The following is a 16,021-nucleotide window of genomic DNA, read 5'->3' as shown; positions in this document are numbered from 1 at the left end:
TTATTTATCATTATGGTTGAATTTGAAGAAATTATAAAAACTAGAAGAAGCATCCGTCAGTATGAAGACAGGGATGTAAGTGATGATGATATTTTGAAAATCATTAAGGCGGGAATGCAGGCACCGGGATCAAGGCTTGGAGCCGAACCATGGGAGTTCGTTGTTGTAAAAAATAAGGAAACTCTTGCAAAGCTCGGTGAAATAAAGCCTAGGGTTACAAACGCTCCTGTTGCAATCGTGCTTGTTGCCAATATTGAAAGGGCATTCTACAAGACAGTTTGGCAGCAGGATATGGGTGCTGCCTGTGAAAATATGCTGCTTGGAGCGGTTAACCTTGGATTGGGAGGGCTCTGGAATGGAGTTGCTCCTGAAGAGGAACGCATGGAGGCAATAGGCAAAATCATCGGTATCGATGACATCACCGATTTGAAGCCTTACTCAATCGTCACAATAGGATATCCTGCAGAGGGCTGGGAAAACAAATTCATGGACAAGTTTGACGAGGAAAGAATACACTATGAGAAATACTAGATACGATTTTGAAAGCGTGATTGACAGGGCAGGCACCAATTCCCTTAAATGGGAACTCTTTGATGACGACCTGCCGATGTGGGTTGCGGATATGGACTTCAGGGTGGCCCCCGCCATCGAAAAGGCAATCATGAAAAGGGCTGCACATCCCGTATACGGCTATACGATTGTTCCCGATGAGCTTTTTGAGGAATATATAGGATGGTGGAAGAGAAGATATGGCCTTGAAATGTCAAGAAATGATATGGCATACTCAATTGGAGTAATGCCGTCAATATCATCAATGATCAGGTGCATGACAGATGTCGGCGATGAGATACTGATTCAATCACCTGTCTATCATGTATTCTATTATGTTATTGAGGACAATGAAAGAAAAGTCCTTGAAAACGAATTGGTTTATGAAAACGGCGAGTATAGAATTGATTTTGATGATTTGGATGAGAAACTCTCAAGGGTCGGGATGATGATACTCTGCAATCCCCACAATCCTATTGGAAAAATCTGGTCTGAGGAGGAACTGGACAGGATTGCCGATTTGTGCATAAAGCATGATGTCATTCTGATTTCTGATGAGATTCACTGTGATTTGACAGATCCTGGAGTCAAATACAATCCATTCAAGTCATTTGACAATGTCGTCAGATGCATTTCCCCTTCAAAGTCATTCAACATTGCAGGCTTTCAAAGCTCAGTGATTCATGCCAAAAACGCCGAACTCTTGGAAATGATTAAAAGGCAGATGCACATTGACAATTCAGATTCATGCAACGTATTTGCAACAGCTGCAGTGATTGCCGCTTACAATGAGTCTGAAGAGTGGCTTGAAGAGTTGAAGAAGGTTCTATATCAAAACAAGCAAAGGGTAAGGGAATTTTTGGCCAATGAATTGCCTGTTGTCAAGCTTGTCGAATGTGATGCAACTTACCTCCTGTGGCTTGACTGTTCCGCATTGAATACTCCATCAAAGGTATTGTCTGAGTTCTTAAGGCAGAATCAGGGGTTATTCTTGTCTGCCGGAAGCGATTTTGGACAAAACGGGGACAGCTTTTTAAGGATGAACATAGCCTGCCCTCCGAAGCTATTGAATGAGGGACTGCTGAAACTCAAATCAGGGGTTATTGCCCTGAATAACATCAACAGATTATCCAAAAATATTTAATGATTATATGGAGGTTCAAATGACCAAGCAATGTTTCTACTGCAGCTATCCGAACAAGGATGATGCAACACGATGCATCAACTGCGGTTTGGTGCTGGATACATACTGGGACAAATCCGGAGACCGGCCGGAACTGGTTAAAAAGCCAAAAAGATGATTAATCAAATGTATTCATTAACTGATGAATGCATAATCTTTTTTTATTTCATTTACGGCTCCCTGAAGTTTAATCAAAAAATTTCTCAGACATCATTATTTTCTTAATGTTTTTTTCACAAATTATATATAATTTCCATTTGTTTATATAATATTATATAGTTAAATTGTGATTGAAATGGAAGATAATAAGATAATTATAATATTGCTTTGTGTAATCATTGCAATACTTGTTGTTGGTGTTGTAGTGTTTTCACAGGTGACAAAAGAGGATTCAAATCTGTCAATTGCAAATAAAAAACTCAATGTGGGAGATTCACTGGTTGTTAAGTTAACGGACAGCCATGGCGAGACCATCGCCAATCAAACAGTGAATGTCAAGTTGACGGATGAGGATGGAACTGTGATTGATGAGGAAATTACAACCAATGCTGAAGGAAGTGCGAAATTCAAGATGGAGGAAAAGGGCAAATATTCCGTTGAGTGCAAGTTTGACGGAAACGGACAGTATGCATCAAGTTCAACTGCAGGAAACATCAGCGTTAAAAAAGCGACAACAAAAGAGATTAATGATGAAAAAACCAGTAATTATGATTCAGTGTCAGGTTTAAGCAGTGATGGATATTCATATTATCCTCAAAGTGGGCCTAAGGTAGATTCGATGGGACAGTCTCGTGAATATGCAATAGCCAATAATATGCATTATATTCCTCAAACTATTGATGGAATGGATGCTGGAGTGTATGTGCCTTATGACTCAAAAGCAGGATGTTATCATACTTAGATGGTGAGAAAATGGAAAACAAGCATATAATCATAATACTTTTGGTAATAATTGTGGTTCTTGCTGCGGCGATTGGATTTGTATTGTTGAATCCGGCCCATGCTAAGGAGCCAACTAAAGTTAAGGTTACAAGTGATAAGGAGCAATATGAAGGTGGAAAACTGTCAATTGAATTGACTGATTTGAACAGGACTCCACTGTCAAAGGAAGTTGTAAATATTACTATTACTGACAAAAAGGGTAAGGTTGTTGTTGATGATGTCGTTAAAACCGATTCCAAGGGTAAGGCTAAGCTTGATTTGGATTTGAAAAAGGGTAAATACAAAGTCAATGTAACCTATGGTGGAAATGAGAATTACACAGGAAACAGCACAACACAGAAATTAAATATCAAAGAAAAAGTTGTTCAAGCGGAAAAAAGTACTCCTTCTAATGATCCGGGTGCATATTACAGCAGACAATCAATGAGAACAATTTACACCGGGGAAGTTTTAAATACTCCGGGCGGTCCAATGAGACATTTGGGAAATAATAAATGGGAGCCAGCATAATAACTTCTTGATATTAATGGGAATTATCTCCATTTTTTACATGGAGGATTATATGGAAAACAGAAATAATCATGGGCAGATAAATTTATTTAAAATTAATCTGTCTACTTATTTTTTATTTATTTTAATCTTATTTTATATTAAATTCAGCAAAAATTTAATTTTGGCATAAACCATTTAACAAAAAGTTTAAAAAACAGGTTAATTAAATTATATTTATGGAAATTGAAATGAATAAAATTGAATCAGATGCCTATTATAATGAGGTTTTGGCGATAGTTTCCAATTATAAGAATCTGGTTGAGAATCCCAGACAAAAAATTAAAGGACTGAATAGGCAGGCAATTACATTGACTGTCATTTCAGTGGCTTTTCTTGTGGTATTTTCAGTTTTGTATCTCCAGAACCGAAGCAATACATTGTATTTGATTGTGGTTGCAATATTTGCAGTAGCATTCGTTTTGGGCATAATCTATAATGTTTTGATTAGAAGAAGGATTTCAAAGTTTAGGAACAAGGGTTCTGACAGGAAACTGGTAATTGAGGATGATTATGTTGAATTGACTGTGGGAAATGAAAAGTCAAGACTTGAAATGTCTGAAATTCAATATGTTTTGATAAATAAATATTCAATATCTTTCATTCCAAACAAGACTAATTCCACATTAATAGCTATTGGAATAAGTTATAAGAGTGATGTTTTAAACAATTTTGCTCGTAAGGAACTTATTGTTGACAATTCCAGTCTGTATCAATGAAATTTTGAATAAGCCAAATCGGGTATGTTCAGATTCATATCTGATTTTTTCATCTTTTTTTAAACCGTTTTGCCTTACGCACTTTTCAAATAAGTTTTTTTTTGGATAATGTTAATATGTAATAGTTACATATTTTATATCATTAAAATATATTTTATAGGGGCAAAGATTATGCTGAAAAAGACAATATGGATTCTGTCGATATTTCTTGTTGGTTTATTGTCAGTTTCCATGATAAGCGCTATAGACAACACGACAATCGACACGAACTGCATAGCTGATGCAGAAACTGAAAATCAAGTAATTTTAACGCAAACTAATGATACTGTTGGGGATTTTAATGAATTGTCCGAACTGGTTGAAAATACCGGCGAAGGCAATACCTTGAAATTAGACAAGGACTATAAAAACACAGACCGATCAAAAGCCATTCAAATCGATAAGCCGATGACTGTCGACGGGCAGGGCCATTTCATTGATGCAAATCACTATTCTGAAATATTTTTCATAAACGCCACTGATGTAACGCTGAAAAACATCAAATTTATCAATTCTGATTCCAAGTATAATGGAGGTGCAATTGAGTTTGTGCCAAACTCTGATTTTGTTTTGGAAAACTCCAGTTTTGCCAACTGTTCCGCTGAACTTGGCGGAGCTATTTATGTAGGTGCAAATTCCACCCTGGTCATATCAGATTCCAATTTCACCAACTGTTCTGCAGATTCAGGTGGTGCGATTTATTTTGAAACCGGTTCTTCCTCATCCATAACAAATTCCAACTTCAACAGCAATGCTGCTCGAATAATGGGAGGAAGCCTGCTTGCTAAAGGCGGAAATTCTTTAACTTTATTTAAAACATCATTCATCAACAGCTCGGCCACATATGAGTCAGGAGGCGCATTTGCGCTTATCCGGTCTGATTTGAAGGCACAGTATATTAAGGTAATCGAATGTAATTCTGTGTTTGGAGGAGCAATTACCCTTTTAAGTTCAAATTCAACAATAAACGGCAGTGTTTTTAAAAGAAATACTGCAGTTTATGATGGTGGGGCAATCTTTGCAATGTATGATTCGTTTAATTTATACGGCAATGAATTCATGGACAATTTCGCAAAAAGGGGCGGAGCGTTATATGTCAGTCAAACCGACAACACTTTCGTGGAAAATCAATTTGAAGGCAATTCTGCATCTCTTGGCGATGCAGTCTATGCAATGGCATGCAATGATACTCTGATTGAAAATAATACTGGTTTGACACAGTACCGCACTGTCAATGACAATCTGATAATTACCAGCACAGACTTTAATTCATTTGTCCTCAAGGATGTTAACTGCACAGTGCCTGCGGCATACAGCCTGCTTGATGATTATACATTGACTCCAGTTAAAGATCAGGGAACCGAAGGGAACTGCTGGGCTTTCACCACAATGGCTGTTTTGGAATCATGCATAGTGAAGGCGGCTAATGTTACATTGGATTTGTCTGAAGCAAATCTCAAAAATATTATGGCATTGTTTTCAGATTATGGATATAAAATTTTAACTAATGATGGAGGATTTCCGGATTTGGCTTTTGGTTATCTTGCAAGCTGGTTGGGTCCTATATATGAGAAAGATGATTTTTATTCAATAAATGATTATCTTTCACCACTTTTAAACACTACAGCCCACATTCAAAACATTGTTTTGCTTAATAGGGAAAGCTATACGGATAACGATGCCATCAAAAATGCAATTCTAAGATATGGAGCTGTTGGAACCAGCATGTATTTTGATTATGATTATCTCAAATCCGCTTCATATTACTATAATGGGCCTGAAAATTCCTCCCATTCAGTCACCATTGTGGGATGGGACGATAACTATTCCAGGCATAATTTCCGCACCCCTCCTAATGGGGATGGTGCATGGATTGTAAGGAACAGCTGGGGACCATCCTGGGGAGATAACGGTTATTTTTATGTCTCATACTATGATTCCAAATTTGCTGAAGTAAATGAGGCCACATCATATACATTCATACTCAACGATACAGTCCCGTTAAACCGCAATTACCAGTATGAAATTACATTTACCTCCAAATTGACTCCAGATAATGAGAGCAATGAAGCATGCTACAAAAACATCTTCATTTCTCAAGGTGGGGAGAATTTGGCGGCCGTTTCCACATATTTTATAGATGGCTGTGACTATAATGTTTCCATTTACATCAACAATACTTTTGTAACTTCAAAAGCGGGAAATTCGGATAGGGGTTATTATACCATTTATCTGGATAACATGGTAGGCTTGACTAATGGTGATGTTGTAACCGTCGAATTTAACTGCACCAATTTCAAAGATGGTGTTGGTGTGATTCCTTGCAGTGTCAAATCCAATAATACTAAGTTATATTTAATGCAGGGTGTTTCATATTACTGGAATGGGTTTAAATGGATTGATTTCTATTCAATCGATGCCGTCGGATGCATTAAGATGTTTACAAGCTTTTCAACTCAAGGTAAATTAACTCCTTATTTCCAGGCCAGCAGTCAAAAGGATGTTTCTCAAAACTGCTATGTTGTTACTTTTGTTCTTCCGCCGGATGCAACAGGATTTGTTTCAATCAACATCTCCGGAAAAGAGGAAATAATCAATGTTTCCCAAACAAGATCAATTAGGCTGTACAATTTGGACAAATCCAACAACACTTTAGGTTTAAAGTATTCAGGTGATGAGAGATACCTTGAAAAGGAAATGCTTTATGTTGTTGATTTGAATTCGGATAAAGGCAATTTTGATGAATTGAAATCAAAAATTAACATTCTTGGTGATGGAGACACATTGAATCTTACAAAAGATTATTGTTATGTTTCTGGTTCAACTGAGGGAATATACATTTCAAATTCAGTAATCATTGACGGTAACGGCCATATTATTGATGCGAATAACCAGTCAGCCATATTCAATATAATGGCAAACAACACTGTTTTGAAAAACATCCGGTTCGTTGGAGCTAATAAGGGTGATTGGAGAGGGGCCATATATTTGGAAGGCTCCAACTGTAGCATTATAAACTGTTCTTTTGCTGATAATTTCGCTTCACTTTATGGTGGTGCCATTTATTTGTCCGGTTCTGATTGCAAGATTATAAATTGTTCTTTTGCTGATAATTTCGCTTCCGAGGTGAGTGGTGCCATTATCTGGTTTGGTGTTGGAGGGATTCTTGAAAACTGTTCTTTTGTCAATAACTCTGCTGTTAATGGTGGAGCAATTTGGATGCAAGGGTTTGCAAGTGTGCTAAATTGTTCTTTTGTTAATAATTTTGCTTCTGAATATGGAGGCGCCATTTATTGGGTAGTAGATGATGGTACTTTAGCTAATTGTTGTTTTGTTAATAATTCAGCTTCTATAAATGGTGGTGCCATTTATTGGGCAGGAGATGGCGGTACTTTAGCTAATTGTGGTTTTTTCGACAATTCTGCTATTAATGGTGGTGCCATTCGTTGGAGTGGTAATAACGCTAACTTGATTGCCTGTGAATTCATTGGTAATGTTGCCTCAAACGATGGCGGTGCAGTCTATTCGTCAGGTAATGAAAGCAGTTTTGCCGATAGCTATTTTGCCGACAATTTCGCTTCCAATAATGGTGGTGCGGTTTATTTGTTTGGTAAAAACTGCAATCTTTCAAATTCCTCATTTGAAAATAATTCAGGATATTGCCAAATCATCTGGAATACTGATTCGGGTAATATAGTTGCCTGTTATTTCATTGACAGTCCTAATAACAATATCTATAATGTTGGAGCTAATATTGTCAAGAATTACATTGACATCATTTGCAATAACCCTGAATTTGAATATAAAAATCCACAAACAGTGTCATTTAATGTAAACAATACTTATGTTCCGGCATTGACCTTCAAATTAATCCAAGGAAATGTGGTGGTTAAGACATTCGCTACAAACAATATTTCACATGTCTATGAGAAGTTGGCTGCTTTGGATAGTGGAATATGGAAGCTGAATGTATTCTTTAGAGAGGATGACACCTATTATTCATATGAAAATACGTTCACATTAGAAATCACTCCTGTATTTTCATCTTTAAATGTTTCTCTCAATAACGTAACTTTAGGTCATGAAACCACAATAAGCGCAAGTGTTGTGGACTTTAACGGTTCCACAATCAATGAGGGAGTCGTCACATTCAAAGATGGGGATGAGGTAATCGGCACAGTCAATGTTAAAGACGGTCTTGCCGAACTAAAATTCACTCCGCAAAAGGCTGGAAAACATTTAATCACTGCAACCTTTACATCTGGCAATTATAAGGTTTCCAATGCTTTCGGGGATTTATTTGTGGATGGGGTCGTTGTCAGGATTTCTCTGGAGCGTGGAACCGTTGGCTTTAATTCAACATTTGCTGTTGAGGTAGCCTCATTGTATTCCGACCTCAGTGACGGCAGCATAAGCTTCTATGTCGATGACAAGTTCATAGGTAAAAAATCTGTTGTCAAAGGAAGAGCAAATATTACCTATCTTCCTTTAATTGCATCTGACCATATGCTTAAGGTGATTTACGGTGAAAGTCAGGTATTTTCAGATACGGAATCCTCTGCAGTATATGTTGTTAAACCTGCAGACAGCCGAATCACAGTAAGAGGGTCTGATGGTGTTGTTGGAGGTGCATTGACACTGACAGCCAATGTTTCAAGCTCCAATAATCAGGTAATAAATGATGGAAGTGTCATCTTCTATGATGGGGATTCCCAGATTGGATCTGCAAGTGTCATGCAGGGCATTGCGACATTATCATACGTTCCTGCTTTTTCAGGCAATCGTTTGATATCTGCCCAGTTTGTTTCAGATAACTACTATTCCTCAAAAAATAATGTGACAGTATACATTGAAAAAGCCAAAGTCCAAATTGCAATTGGTGATGCGGATGTTTACTATGACACTTTAGCTGCTGTCGGCATTGATATTTCATCCAACGGCAAACCGATAAATGAGGGAACTGTTAAGGTTTATGTCAATAATCAGCAGATAGGTAATCTAAACGTAGTTGATGGTCATGTTGAGTTTAAATACCTGCCGTCTAGTCTGGAGGCATTGAATGTTGATGCAGTGTTTGATGAAACCTTGAATTATCGCTCATCAAATGCTTCAAAAATGATGACTGTCAATAAATTGGCAACAAAACTTGAAGCATCAGCAATCACTGAATTTTACAATGACGGTCAATATCTGGTTATCATCCTAAAAGATAGTAACGGCAAGGCTATTGGTGGTGAAAGGGTATCAATAGACCTTGATGGAGTAAAATATTTGACCACAGATGCAAACGGTCAGGTTAAATTGCCTACTGCCGGTTTAAAACCTAAAACATACAATGTGGCAATAACATTTGATGGATCAGACCGTTATCTTAAATCAACAAAGAATGTCAATGTCATCGTCAAAAAGGCAACTCCAAAACTGACAGCATCTAAAAAGACTTTCAAGCGTAAGGTAAAAGTCAAAAAATATACCATAACCCTGAAAAACAATGTGAATAAGGCTATGGCTAAAGTTAAGGTTACCATTAAGGTTAAAGGCAAGACTTTCACTGCCAAAACAAACAGTGCAGGTAAAGCAACCTTCAAGCTTAAAAAGTTAACTAAAAAAGGAAAATATTCCGCTACAGTCACATTCAAGGGTGACTCATACTATAACAAGGTAACCAAGAAAGTGCGAATTGTGATAAAGTAAGTGCTCCGGCATTTACTTAATCTTTTTTTTTAATGGGAATCTATGAAGTCCTGAATCAGCCAGTCGGATATGCTGATGTCTGATTCGTATCTTATGATTTCATCTTTTTTAAACCATTTTGCCCTGACGATTTCATCGCCGTCAACTTTAATGTCACCTGATTCATACTCTGCTGTAAAAGCGAGCATAAGTGAATTCGGAAATGGCCAGGATTGGCTTTTCATGTATTTCAGGTTCTTGATTCTGATTCCAACCTCTTCTGAAACCTCACGATGAACGGCTTCCTCTATTGCTTCACCGGGTTCCACAAAACCTGCAATCAATGCATATCTGATGGTGTCATGGTAGCTGTGCTGTGCCATTAGCAATTTGTCGTCTTTTCTTATGGCCACAATAATTGCAGGAGCGATACGAGGATAATGCACTTGGCCGCAAGAAGGGCATTTTAACATCATGTCCTTTTCATCTAATTGAGTCTTTGTTCCGCATCTTCCGCAAAACCTGTGTGATATATACCAATCGTTTACCAAAACCGCTTTTCCCGCAATATGGTAGAGGTCATGATTAAATTCATAGACTTCCCTCAAGTCATAAAATGTCCCGTCACCTTCTGCATTGACGACAAAAGCCTTCATTCCCCTGTAGATTCCAATAAACAAACAGAAATTAACTTTTAATCCATCCAAGTTTTCAGGCAATCTCTTATCGTCATCCAGATACAGTTGTCTGTTTTCATTAAATACAAACAGGTAATCATCATCATCCGGAAGGATTTCATCACTGAATTCGATTTGGTATTTTTCATAGAGGGACTTTTCAATCATGTTAAATGATATGGTTTTAATTGTTATTAAAATTGTAGTGAAACATAATGTAAATTTAACTTAACTATATAAGAAATCAAATACAAAGATAATAATGGTGATATTTAATGGTATCAGAAAATATGGAAAAAGCATTAAACGGACAATTAAACGCTGAAGTTTACTCAGGATACTTATACTTATCCATGGCAGCTTACTTTGAAGACGAAGACTTAGCAGGATTTGCTAACTGGATGAGAGTACAAGCAGAAGAAGAATTAGAGCATGGAATGAAATTCTATGACTACATTATCAGAAGAGGAGCTTCCGTAACCTTGGCTGAAATCGAAGGACCTCAAACCGAATGGGATTCTCCAGCTGCTGCATTCGAACATGTTTTAGAACATGAGAAAAAAGTATCCGGACTAATTGATGATCTTGTTGACTTGGCAATTGAAGAAAAAGACCATGCAACCAACAACTTCCTCCAATGGTTTGTCGAAGAGCAAGTCGAAGAGGAAGAAAACGCTATGGAACTTGTTGCCAAAATCAAATTCGCTGAAGGCGACAACAGATTAATGTATGAATTAAACAAAGAATTAGGTGAACGTTCACCATCCGAAGACTAGATTATTCTAGTCTTAAATTATTTTTTTTAGGTGTTTAGATGAATTATCCCAAAGAACCGACTAGTCAGGCCCAGGTTGACTCAACAGAATATGAATGCGAACTTTTAGGCGGGAATGATTTAGGCAGCGTCCATCTGCACGGTCCCTTTGGAGATAAAGACTCAAAGGTTAAGATAGCTTATGTGATTGGAATGCATCCTCTGGAAAGCAAGTCCCACAGAGCTTTATTTGAAAAGTTAACCTCTAAAACCGATTTAAGAAATTGCTATTACCTATACAACATCAATGTAAATGACGATTCATCAGAAACTGAGGGCCGTCTTGAAGGGCAGCTGCTCGCACAGGAATTCATCAGGGATGATATAATACGCAAGGAATATAATCTGTTCTTGGATATTCACTCAAACCGTGGACCGGATGGTCCGGGCGACTATCAGATAACCAATTTCGTCTTTGCGCCTGGCTTTGACGACAAGTCCTCTGAATATATGAACAGGATTATTGACAATATGGATGAAATCGTATATTATGCTCCGGAATTTCGCTCAAGCCCACCATACATAACAGAACCGACAGCAGAGGCAGGAATACCTACATTGGTCTATGAATGCTATTCTTCAGAGGATTTTGAGCTTACCTGCAGGCTGGCCGAAAGGCTCATTGATGTCGTCGATGACTTGTTTTAATGTAGTAAATATATAATATCGATTATAAAATATTATTATGAATAAGCAAGTGATATACTTCGGCGGAATAGTGTTAACTATTTTTGACATACTCTTTTTGATATACATTACATTCTGTTCTGTTGACGCTTCGTTCAAATTTAATGTGATTGCCTTTGACCTGTTTTTATGTGCCTGTTTCTGGGTTGAATTTTTGTATAGGCTTAAAAAGTCTGACGACCGTAAAGAATATCTGAAAAATAACTCTTTTAGCATTCTGGGAATGCTTCCGTTCAATTCGGTGTTTATGAGGGCATTGAGATTCGTCAAACTTGCACATCTGATAAAGATTTTCATTCTGATTCGTGATGACCAGAAGGTGGCTGCGAACTTTTTGAAAAAGACATATCTGGACAAGATTATTGTAATAGCCATCCTGTTCATCGTTGCGGTAACTGTTCTCGTTTGGATGGTCGATTCAAACATTGCCGACTTTAGAACTGCCATATGGTATACATTTGCATCCATGACAAGTACCGGATATGGGGATGTCGTTCCCACATCAAGTCTGGGCAGGCTGATAGGAATTATAGCCATGGTGGGCGGAATTGTGATATTTTCACTGATTACTGCTATTATTTCATCCGCATATGTCTCAAAGCTGAATAGGGATAAACGCAAAGACTTTGAATCCAAGATTGATAATTTGACATCAGAAGTTGAAAAATTGAACAAAAAAATTGATGAAATGAATAAAAGGTAGATTTTTTTTCAAAATTATTATATACATTTAAAAACAAATATCTTATCGAAATATTTAAGGATGTGAAAAAATGATTATTAGGGCACCTTCAAGAATACATATGTCCCTCATTGACTTGAACGGGTCATATAGAAGAGTTGATGGTGGTATTGGTCTAGCATTAGCTGATCCACAATTTGTATTGGAAGTCGAGCAAATCGAAAGCGGTATAGAACTTGAATTTGCCGACACTGTAACAGACGAGGAAGCAATATTGGAATGTCAGGAAAAAATCCCTGATGCGGCTCAAAAGACCATTGAGCACTTTGATATTGATTCAGGTTTCAGATTTATTGTACATAATACTTATCCTCCGCATTCAGGATTTGGAAGCGGAACCCAAATTGCCGTTTCAACAGCCCATTTGATTACTGAGACAATGGGTATTGAAGTGGAAAGCCGTGAATTGAGTGCAGTTGTTGGAAGGGGAGGAACTTCAGGTATCGGAACATACACCCATGATTTGGGTGGATTCATTTTGGATGGCGGACACAGCAAAGAGGAAAAGCCATTGTTCCTTCCTTCAGGCGCTTCACAGGCAAAGCCTGCAACATTGATTGCAAGATATGATTTTCCCGAAGAGTGGAATATACTGATTGCAATTCCATATATCGAAAAGCATATGGAGGGTGATGATGAGGTTGATGTGTTCCAGACCTATTGTCCTATTCCAAAAGAGGAAGTGGAACAGGTATCTCACCTGATTTTGATGAATCTTGTTCCGTTCATGCTTGAAAAGGACATCAAAAACTTCGGATGGGCCGTAAGCAAACTTCAGGATGTTGGATTCAACAAGTTGGAACATTCCCTTGATGACAGCTACCTGCCTACAATGAAGGCGATTGAAGAGGCCGGCGCATACGGTGTCGGAATTTCCTCATTCGGACCTGTTCTCTACACCATGTTTGATGAATCCAATGCAGATATCGTGGAAAAAACCAAAGAAATCATTGGAGATAAGGGCACTGTCTTTGTCACCAAGGCCCAAAACCACGGTTTTGTCATTGAAAAGTAAATGTTATAGTCTAATTTAGAGGGTTTGGTATGAATAGAAAAGCTAGAAGGAGAAAAGTCAATATAAAATACTTGGGTTATCTTCTGATATTTTTAGTGCTGTTTATATCAAACATTATTCTTTATGTCTCATTTTTCAAATATGCTGTTACTCATGATGTATTCCATATTTCCTTTGAGGTAATCAATAATCTGTTGACTATGGTTTCGGCCATCATAATTTTCGGATTCATTTCAACAAGGCTGCCCCAGTTCAGGAATTTGGGAGACAGCTCGATTTATGAAATAGGATATCTGATCATTATAGGTATTTTCAGCATTCTCATTTCCTATTTTAATCAAAGTACCAACAGCGCTACCTTTTTCATGCCATTTTTAAACATGTTTAAGGTATTGTCAGTCATGCTGATATTGATGCTCATTGCAACCAAAACAAGATTCTTTAAGAATATCATGCATAAGAAGTTTACCAAAGTCGATTTGTTTTTCACTTTTGTAATTTTCGCCATTTTGGGTTGTATTGCATCAATGTATACCATTCCGGTTAAAAATTCCTTTGCCAATGTCAGAAATCTGATTATCCTGATTGGCGGATTGTTTGGAGGGCCTTTTGTCGGAATTCCTGCAGGTATAGTTTCCGGAGGGTTCAGGTTTGTTGAAGGCGGCGTAACTGCATTGCCGTGTTCCCTGGCCACTGTAATTGCAGGATTTGTAGGAAGTGCGATTTATATTTTGAATAACAAGAAGTTTCTTAATGGAAAATTTTCAGTTCTTCTGATGTTTTTATATGTCGGATTTGAGATGGCTCTCATAGTTTGGTTGACTCCTCCGAACATTTCAATCACATACATCTCTGACATTTATCCTCTGATGCTGTTTGGCAGTGTTCTTGGTATGATTCTTTTTGTCATGATTTTTAGAGAGGTCAAATCAGATACTGGGCTCAGTTATGAGGAGTTTAGAATAAGGGAGCTTGAAAACACGCTTGATGAGTTTGATGATGAAATCGAAAAATTAAAAGAAGATGTCGAGCTCTTGAAAGAGAAAAATGATTTAGAATAAGTTCTTTTTTTTAAAAAGGGAAGTTAGAGAATCTAACTTCCATTTTTTTGATATTTAAATTTCGAATCCGCCGTCCACTTTAATAATTTGGCCGTCAATGAATGATGAGTCGTCGCTTGCAAGGAACAGTGCAATGTTTGCGATGTCTTCAGGTTGGCCGCATCTTTTTACTGGACATTGGTCAATCATTTGCTGCAATGCAGCAGGGCCTCCGATACTGTCCACCATTGCGGTGTGGATTAGTCCAGGTGCAATACCGTTGCATCTGATTTCAGGACCTAATTCCCATGCCATGGATCTGGTAAGTCCCATCATTGCGTGTTTGCTGTCTACGTATGCTGCGAATCCGTGGTGTGCTCCAAAGGATGCTACGGAACAGGTGTTTACAATTGTTCCTTTTCCTTTTTCTTTCATTACAGGTGCAACAAGTTGTGTCAGAAGCAATGCGGAAGTCACGTTAACGTTGAACACTTTTGTCCATTCTTCAAGGGTCACTTCCATCAATGGGGACATGGATAATACTCCTGCATTGTTGAACAGGACATCAATGGTTCCGTATTCGTCCATGGTTGCATCGAATATTTTTTGAACGTCATCCAGGTTTGCCATGTCTGCAATTACAAAAATTGCTTCTCCGCCGGCAGCCTTGATGTCATCCACTACGGCTTTTGCCCTTTCTTCATTTCTTCCGGTCACTACAACTTTTGCTCCTTCAGCCGCAAATAATTTGGCTGAGTCTCTGCCCATACCGGAGGTTGCTCCGGTTACGATTGCTACTTTGCCTTCTAGTTTACCCATTTTAATCACCTTTCATGCAACACCATGAAAAATCATGATGTTCATGATTAAAGATATAATGTAAAATATATTTAATATTATCTAAAAAAAGTTAAAAAATGTGTTTAAAATTTAAAAATAAAAAAGGTAAGAAATCTATAAGTTATAGACTTCTTCAGCGGAAACGAGGGGAATGTTGTTTTTGCTTAAAACATCAATCAGCTTGTCGATGTCGTCGGCATGAAGCAATAGTATTGCCTTGTCTTCTTTTTTATGGGAGAATGCATAAAGGTATTCTAAATCAATCAGATTGTCTCTGATTACATCCAATACGCTTGTCAGACCCCCTGGAGTGTCGTTCATTTCAATTCCTATGATGTCTGTGATTTTGACAAGGAAATTGTTTTCTTCAAGTGCTTCCTTTCCTTTTATTGGGTCATCAACGACAAGTCTCAGGATTCCGAATTCGGAAGTGTCTGCCATACACATTGCCCTGATGTTGACATCGGCAACGGTAAGCACTTCAAGGGGTTTTGCAAGACTTCCCATCTTGTTCTGTAAAAATATTGATAGTTGTTTGATTTTCATGTTAGC

15 protein-coding genes are annotated in these 16,021 nt (G+C 37.8%); 12 read left to right on the top strand and 3 right to left on the bottom strand.

From position 1 onward, the window contains the following. The first annotated feature begins 12 nt into the window (after positions 1 to 12). From QZ138_RS01955 to QZ138_RS01925, 7 genes are all read left to right on the top strand, one after another. Positions 13 to 531: a nitroreductase family protein gene (locus QZ138_RS01955; protein ID WP_292885571.1), complete on the top strand. Its 519-nt coding sequence runs from the start codon at positions 13 to 15 to the stop codon at positions 529 to 531. After that, positions 518 to 1,693 (top strand): MalY/PatB family protein, encoded by a 1,176-nt coding sequence (locus QZ138_RS01950; RefSeq protein WP_292885568.1) that lies wholly within the window; start codon positions 518 to 520, stop codon positions 1,691 to 1,693. The genes QZ138_RS01955 and QZ138_RS01950 overlap by 14 nt, the downstream gene beginning before the upstream one ends. Before the next feature lie 19 nt (positions 1,694 to 1,712). After that, positions 1,713 to 1,850, top strand: a complete 138-nt coding sequence (locus QZ138_RS01945) for a hypothetical protein (RefSeq protein WP_292885565.1) — start codon at positions 1,713 to 1,715, stop codon at positions 1,848 to 1,850. A 177-nt stretch (positions 1,851 to 2,027) separates the two neighbouring features. Next, positions 2,028 to 2,633 (top strand): type IV pilin, encoded by a 606-nt coding sequence (locus QZ138_RS01940; protein ID WP_292885562.1) that lies wholly within the window; start codon positions 2,028 to 2,030, stop codon positions 2,631 to 2,633. Between the two features lie 11 nt (positions 2,634 to 2,644). Then, entirely contained in the window at positions 2,645 to 3,184 is a 540-nt protein-coding gene (locus QZ138_RS01935) for a hypothetical protein (protein ID WP_292885559.1), read from the top strand. 218 nt (positions 3,185 to 3,402) lie between these two features. Beyond that, on the top strand, positions 3,403 to 3,942 hold the full coding sequence (locus QZ138_RS01930) for a hypothetical protein (protein WP_292885556.1): 540 nt from the start codon (positions 3,403 to 3,405) through the stop codon (positions 3,940 to 3,942). Between the two features lie 171 nt (positions 3,943 to 4,113). Then, a complete protein-coding gene (locus QZ138_RS01925; protein WP_292885553.1) occupies positions 4,114 to 9,675 on the top strand; it encodes an Ig-like domain repeat protein in 5,562 nt (1,853 codons plus the stop codon). Positions 9,676 to 9,704: 29 nt separating this feature from the next. Here QZ138_RS01925 and nudC read toward each other — a convergent pair whose 3' ends face one another. Then, the gene (gene nudC / locus QZ138_RS01920; protein ID WP_292885550.1) at positions 9,705 to 10,499 is read right to left on the bottom strand and encodes an NAD(+) diphosphatase; all 795 of its coding nucleotides are present in this window, start codon (positions 10,497 to 10,499) and stop codon (positions 9,705 to 9,707) included. 107 nt (positions 10,500 to 10,606) lie between these two features. On the opposite strand from nudC, the gene QZ138_RS01915 reads away from it, so the two are divergent. From QZ138_RS01915 to QZ138_RS01895, 5 genes are all read left to right on the top strand, one after another. Then, positions 10,607 to 11,107, top strand: a complete 501-nt coding sequence (locus QZ138_RS01915) for a ferritin (RefSeq protein ID WP_292885547.1) — start codon at positions 10,607 to 10,609, stop codon at positions 11,105 to 11,107. Positions 11,108 to 11,145: 38 nt separating this feature from the next. Next, positions 11,146 to 11,793, top strand: a complete 648-nt coding sequence (locus QZ138_RS01910) for an adhesin (protein ID WP_292885544.1) — start codon at positions 11,146 to 11,148, stop codon at positions 11,791 to 11,793. A gap of 37 nt (positions 11,794 to 11,830) precedes the next feature. Further along, complete coding sequence (locus tag QZ138_RS01905) at positions 11,831 to 12,535, top strand: potassium channel family protein (RefSeq protein ID WP_292885541.1); 705 nt, start codon at positions 11,831 to 11,833, stop codon at positions 12,533 to 12,535. A gap of 70 nt (positions 12,536 to 12,605) precedes the next feature. After that, a complete protein-coding gene (locus QZ138_RS01900) occupies positions 12,606 to 13,589 on the top strand; it encodes a beta-ribofuranosylaminobenzene 5'-phosphate synthase (protein WP_292885538.1) in 984 nt (327 codons plus the stop codon). Between the two features lie 29 nt (positions 13,590 to 13,618). Beyond that, the gene (locus QZ138_RS01895; protein ID WP_292885535.1) at positions 13,619 to 14,650 is read left to right on the top strand and encodes a LytS/YhcK type 5TM receptor domain-containing protein; all 1,032 of its coding nucleotides are present in this window, start codon (positions 13,619 to 13,621) and stop codon (positions 14,648 to 14,650) included. A gap of 54 nt (positions 14,651 to 14,704) precedes the next feature. Here QZ138_RS01895 and QZ138_RS01890 read toward each other — a convergent pair whose 3' ends face one another. After that, positions 14,705 to 15,448 carry an SDR family NAD(P)-dependent oxidoreductase gene (locus tag QZ138_RS01890; RefSeq protein WP_292603209.1) on the bottom strand — a complete coding sequence of 248 codons (744 nt, stop codon included), beginning with the start codon at positions 15,446 to 15,448 and terminating at the stop codon, positions 14,705 to 14,707. 135 nt (positions 15,449 to 15,583) lie between these two features. Continuing rightward, positions 15,584 to 16,015: an acetolactate synthase gene (locus QZ138_RS01885; protein WP_292885533.1), complete on the bottom strand. Its 432-nt coding sequence runs from the start codon at positions 16,013 to 16,015 to the stop codon at positions 15,584 to 15,586. Positions 16,016 to 16,021 lie beyond the last annotated feature (6 nt).

Origin of the sequence: Methanobrevibacter sp. UBA212 (genome assembly GCF_905233225.1) — an archaeon.
In the GTDB taxonomy this organism is placed as follows: Archaea; Methanobacteriota; Methanobacteria; order Methanobacteriales; family Methanobacteriaceae; genus Methanocatella.
The sequence above is the reverse complement of the archived record's forward strand: the minus strand, read 5'-3'. Positions and strand labels throughout refer to the sequence as shown.

What these genes read in the sequence shown, in the direction of transcription:
- QZ138_RS01955 (WP_292885571.1), top strand. Translation starts at nt 13, where the DNA reads ATGGTTGAATTTGAAGAAATTATAAAAACTAGAAGAAGCATCCGTCAG.
- QZ138_RS01950 (WP_292885568.1), top strand. Translation starts at nt 518, where the DNA reads ATGAGAAATACTAGATACGATTTTGAAAGCGTGATTGACAGGGCAGGC.
- QZ138_RS01945 (WP_292885565.1), top strand. Translation starts at nt 1,713, where the DNA reads ATGACCAAGCAATGTTTCTACTGCAGCTATCCGAACAAGGATGATGCA.
- QZ138_RS01940 (WP_292885562.1), top strand. Translation starts at nt 2,028, where the DNA reads ATGGAAGATAATAAGATAATTATAATATTGCTTTGTGTAATCATTGCA.
- QZ138_RS01935 (WP_292885559.1), top strand. Translation starts at nt 2,645, where the DNA reads ATGGAAAACAAGCATATAATCATAATACTTTTGGTAATAATTGTGGTT.
- QZ138_RS01930 (WP_292885556.1), top strand. Translation starts at nt 3,403, where the DNA reads ATGGAAATTGAAATGAATAAAATTGAATCAGATGCCTATTATAATGAG.
- QZ138_RS01925 (WP_292885553.1), top strand. Translation starts at nt 4,114, where the DNA reads ATGCTGAAAAAGACAATATGGATTCTGTCGATATTTCTTGTTGGTTTA.
- nudC (WP_292885550.1), bottom strand. Translation starts at nt 10,499, where the DNA reads ATGATTGAAAAGTCCCTCTATGAAAAATACCAAATCGAATTCAGTGAT.
- QZ138_RS01915 (WP_292885547.1), top strand. Translation starts at nt 10,607, where the DNA reads ATGGTATCAGAAAATATGGAAAAAGCATTAAACGGACAATTAAACGCT.
- QZ138_RS01910 (WP_292885544.1), top strand. Translation starts at nt 11,146, where the DNA reads ATGAATTATCCCAAAGAACCGACTAGTCAGGCCCAGGTTGACTCAACA.
- QZ138_RS01905 (WP_292885541.1), top strand. Translation starts at nt 11,831, where the DNA reads ATGAATAAGCAAGTGATATACTTCGGCGGAATAGTGTTAACTATTTTT.
- QZ138_RS01900 (WP_292885538.1), top strand. Translation starts at nt 12,606, where the DNA reads ATGATTATTAGGGCACCTTCAAGAATACATATGTCCCTCATTGACTTG.
- QZ138_RS01895 (WP_292885535.1), top strand. Translation starts at nt 13,619, where the DNA reads ATGAATAGAAAAGCTAGAAGGAGAAAAGTCAATATAAAATACTTGGGT.
- QZ138_RS01890 (WP_292603209.1), bottom strand. Translation starts at nt 15,448, where the DNA reads ATGGGTAAACTAGAAGGCAAAGTAGCAATCGTAACCGGAGCAACCTCC.
- QZ138_RS01885 (WP_292885533.1), bottom strand. Translation starts at nt 16,015, where the DNA reads ATGAAAATCAAACAACTATCAATATTTTTACAGAACAAGATGGGAAGT.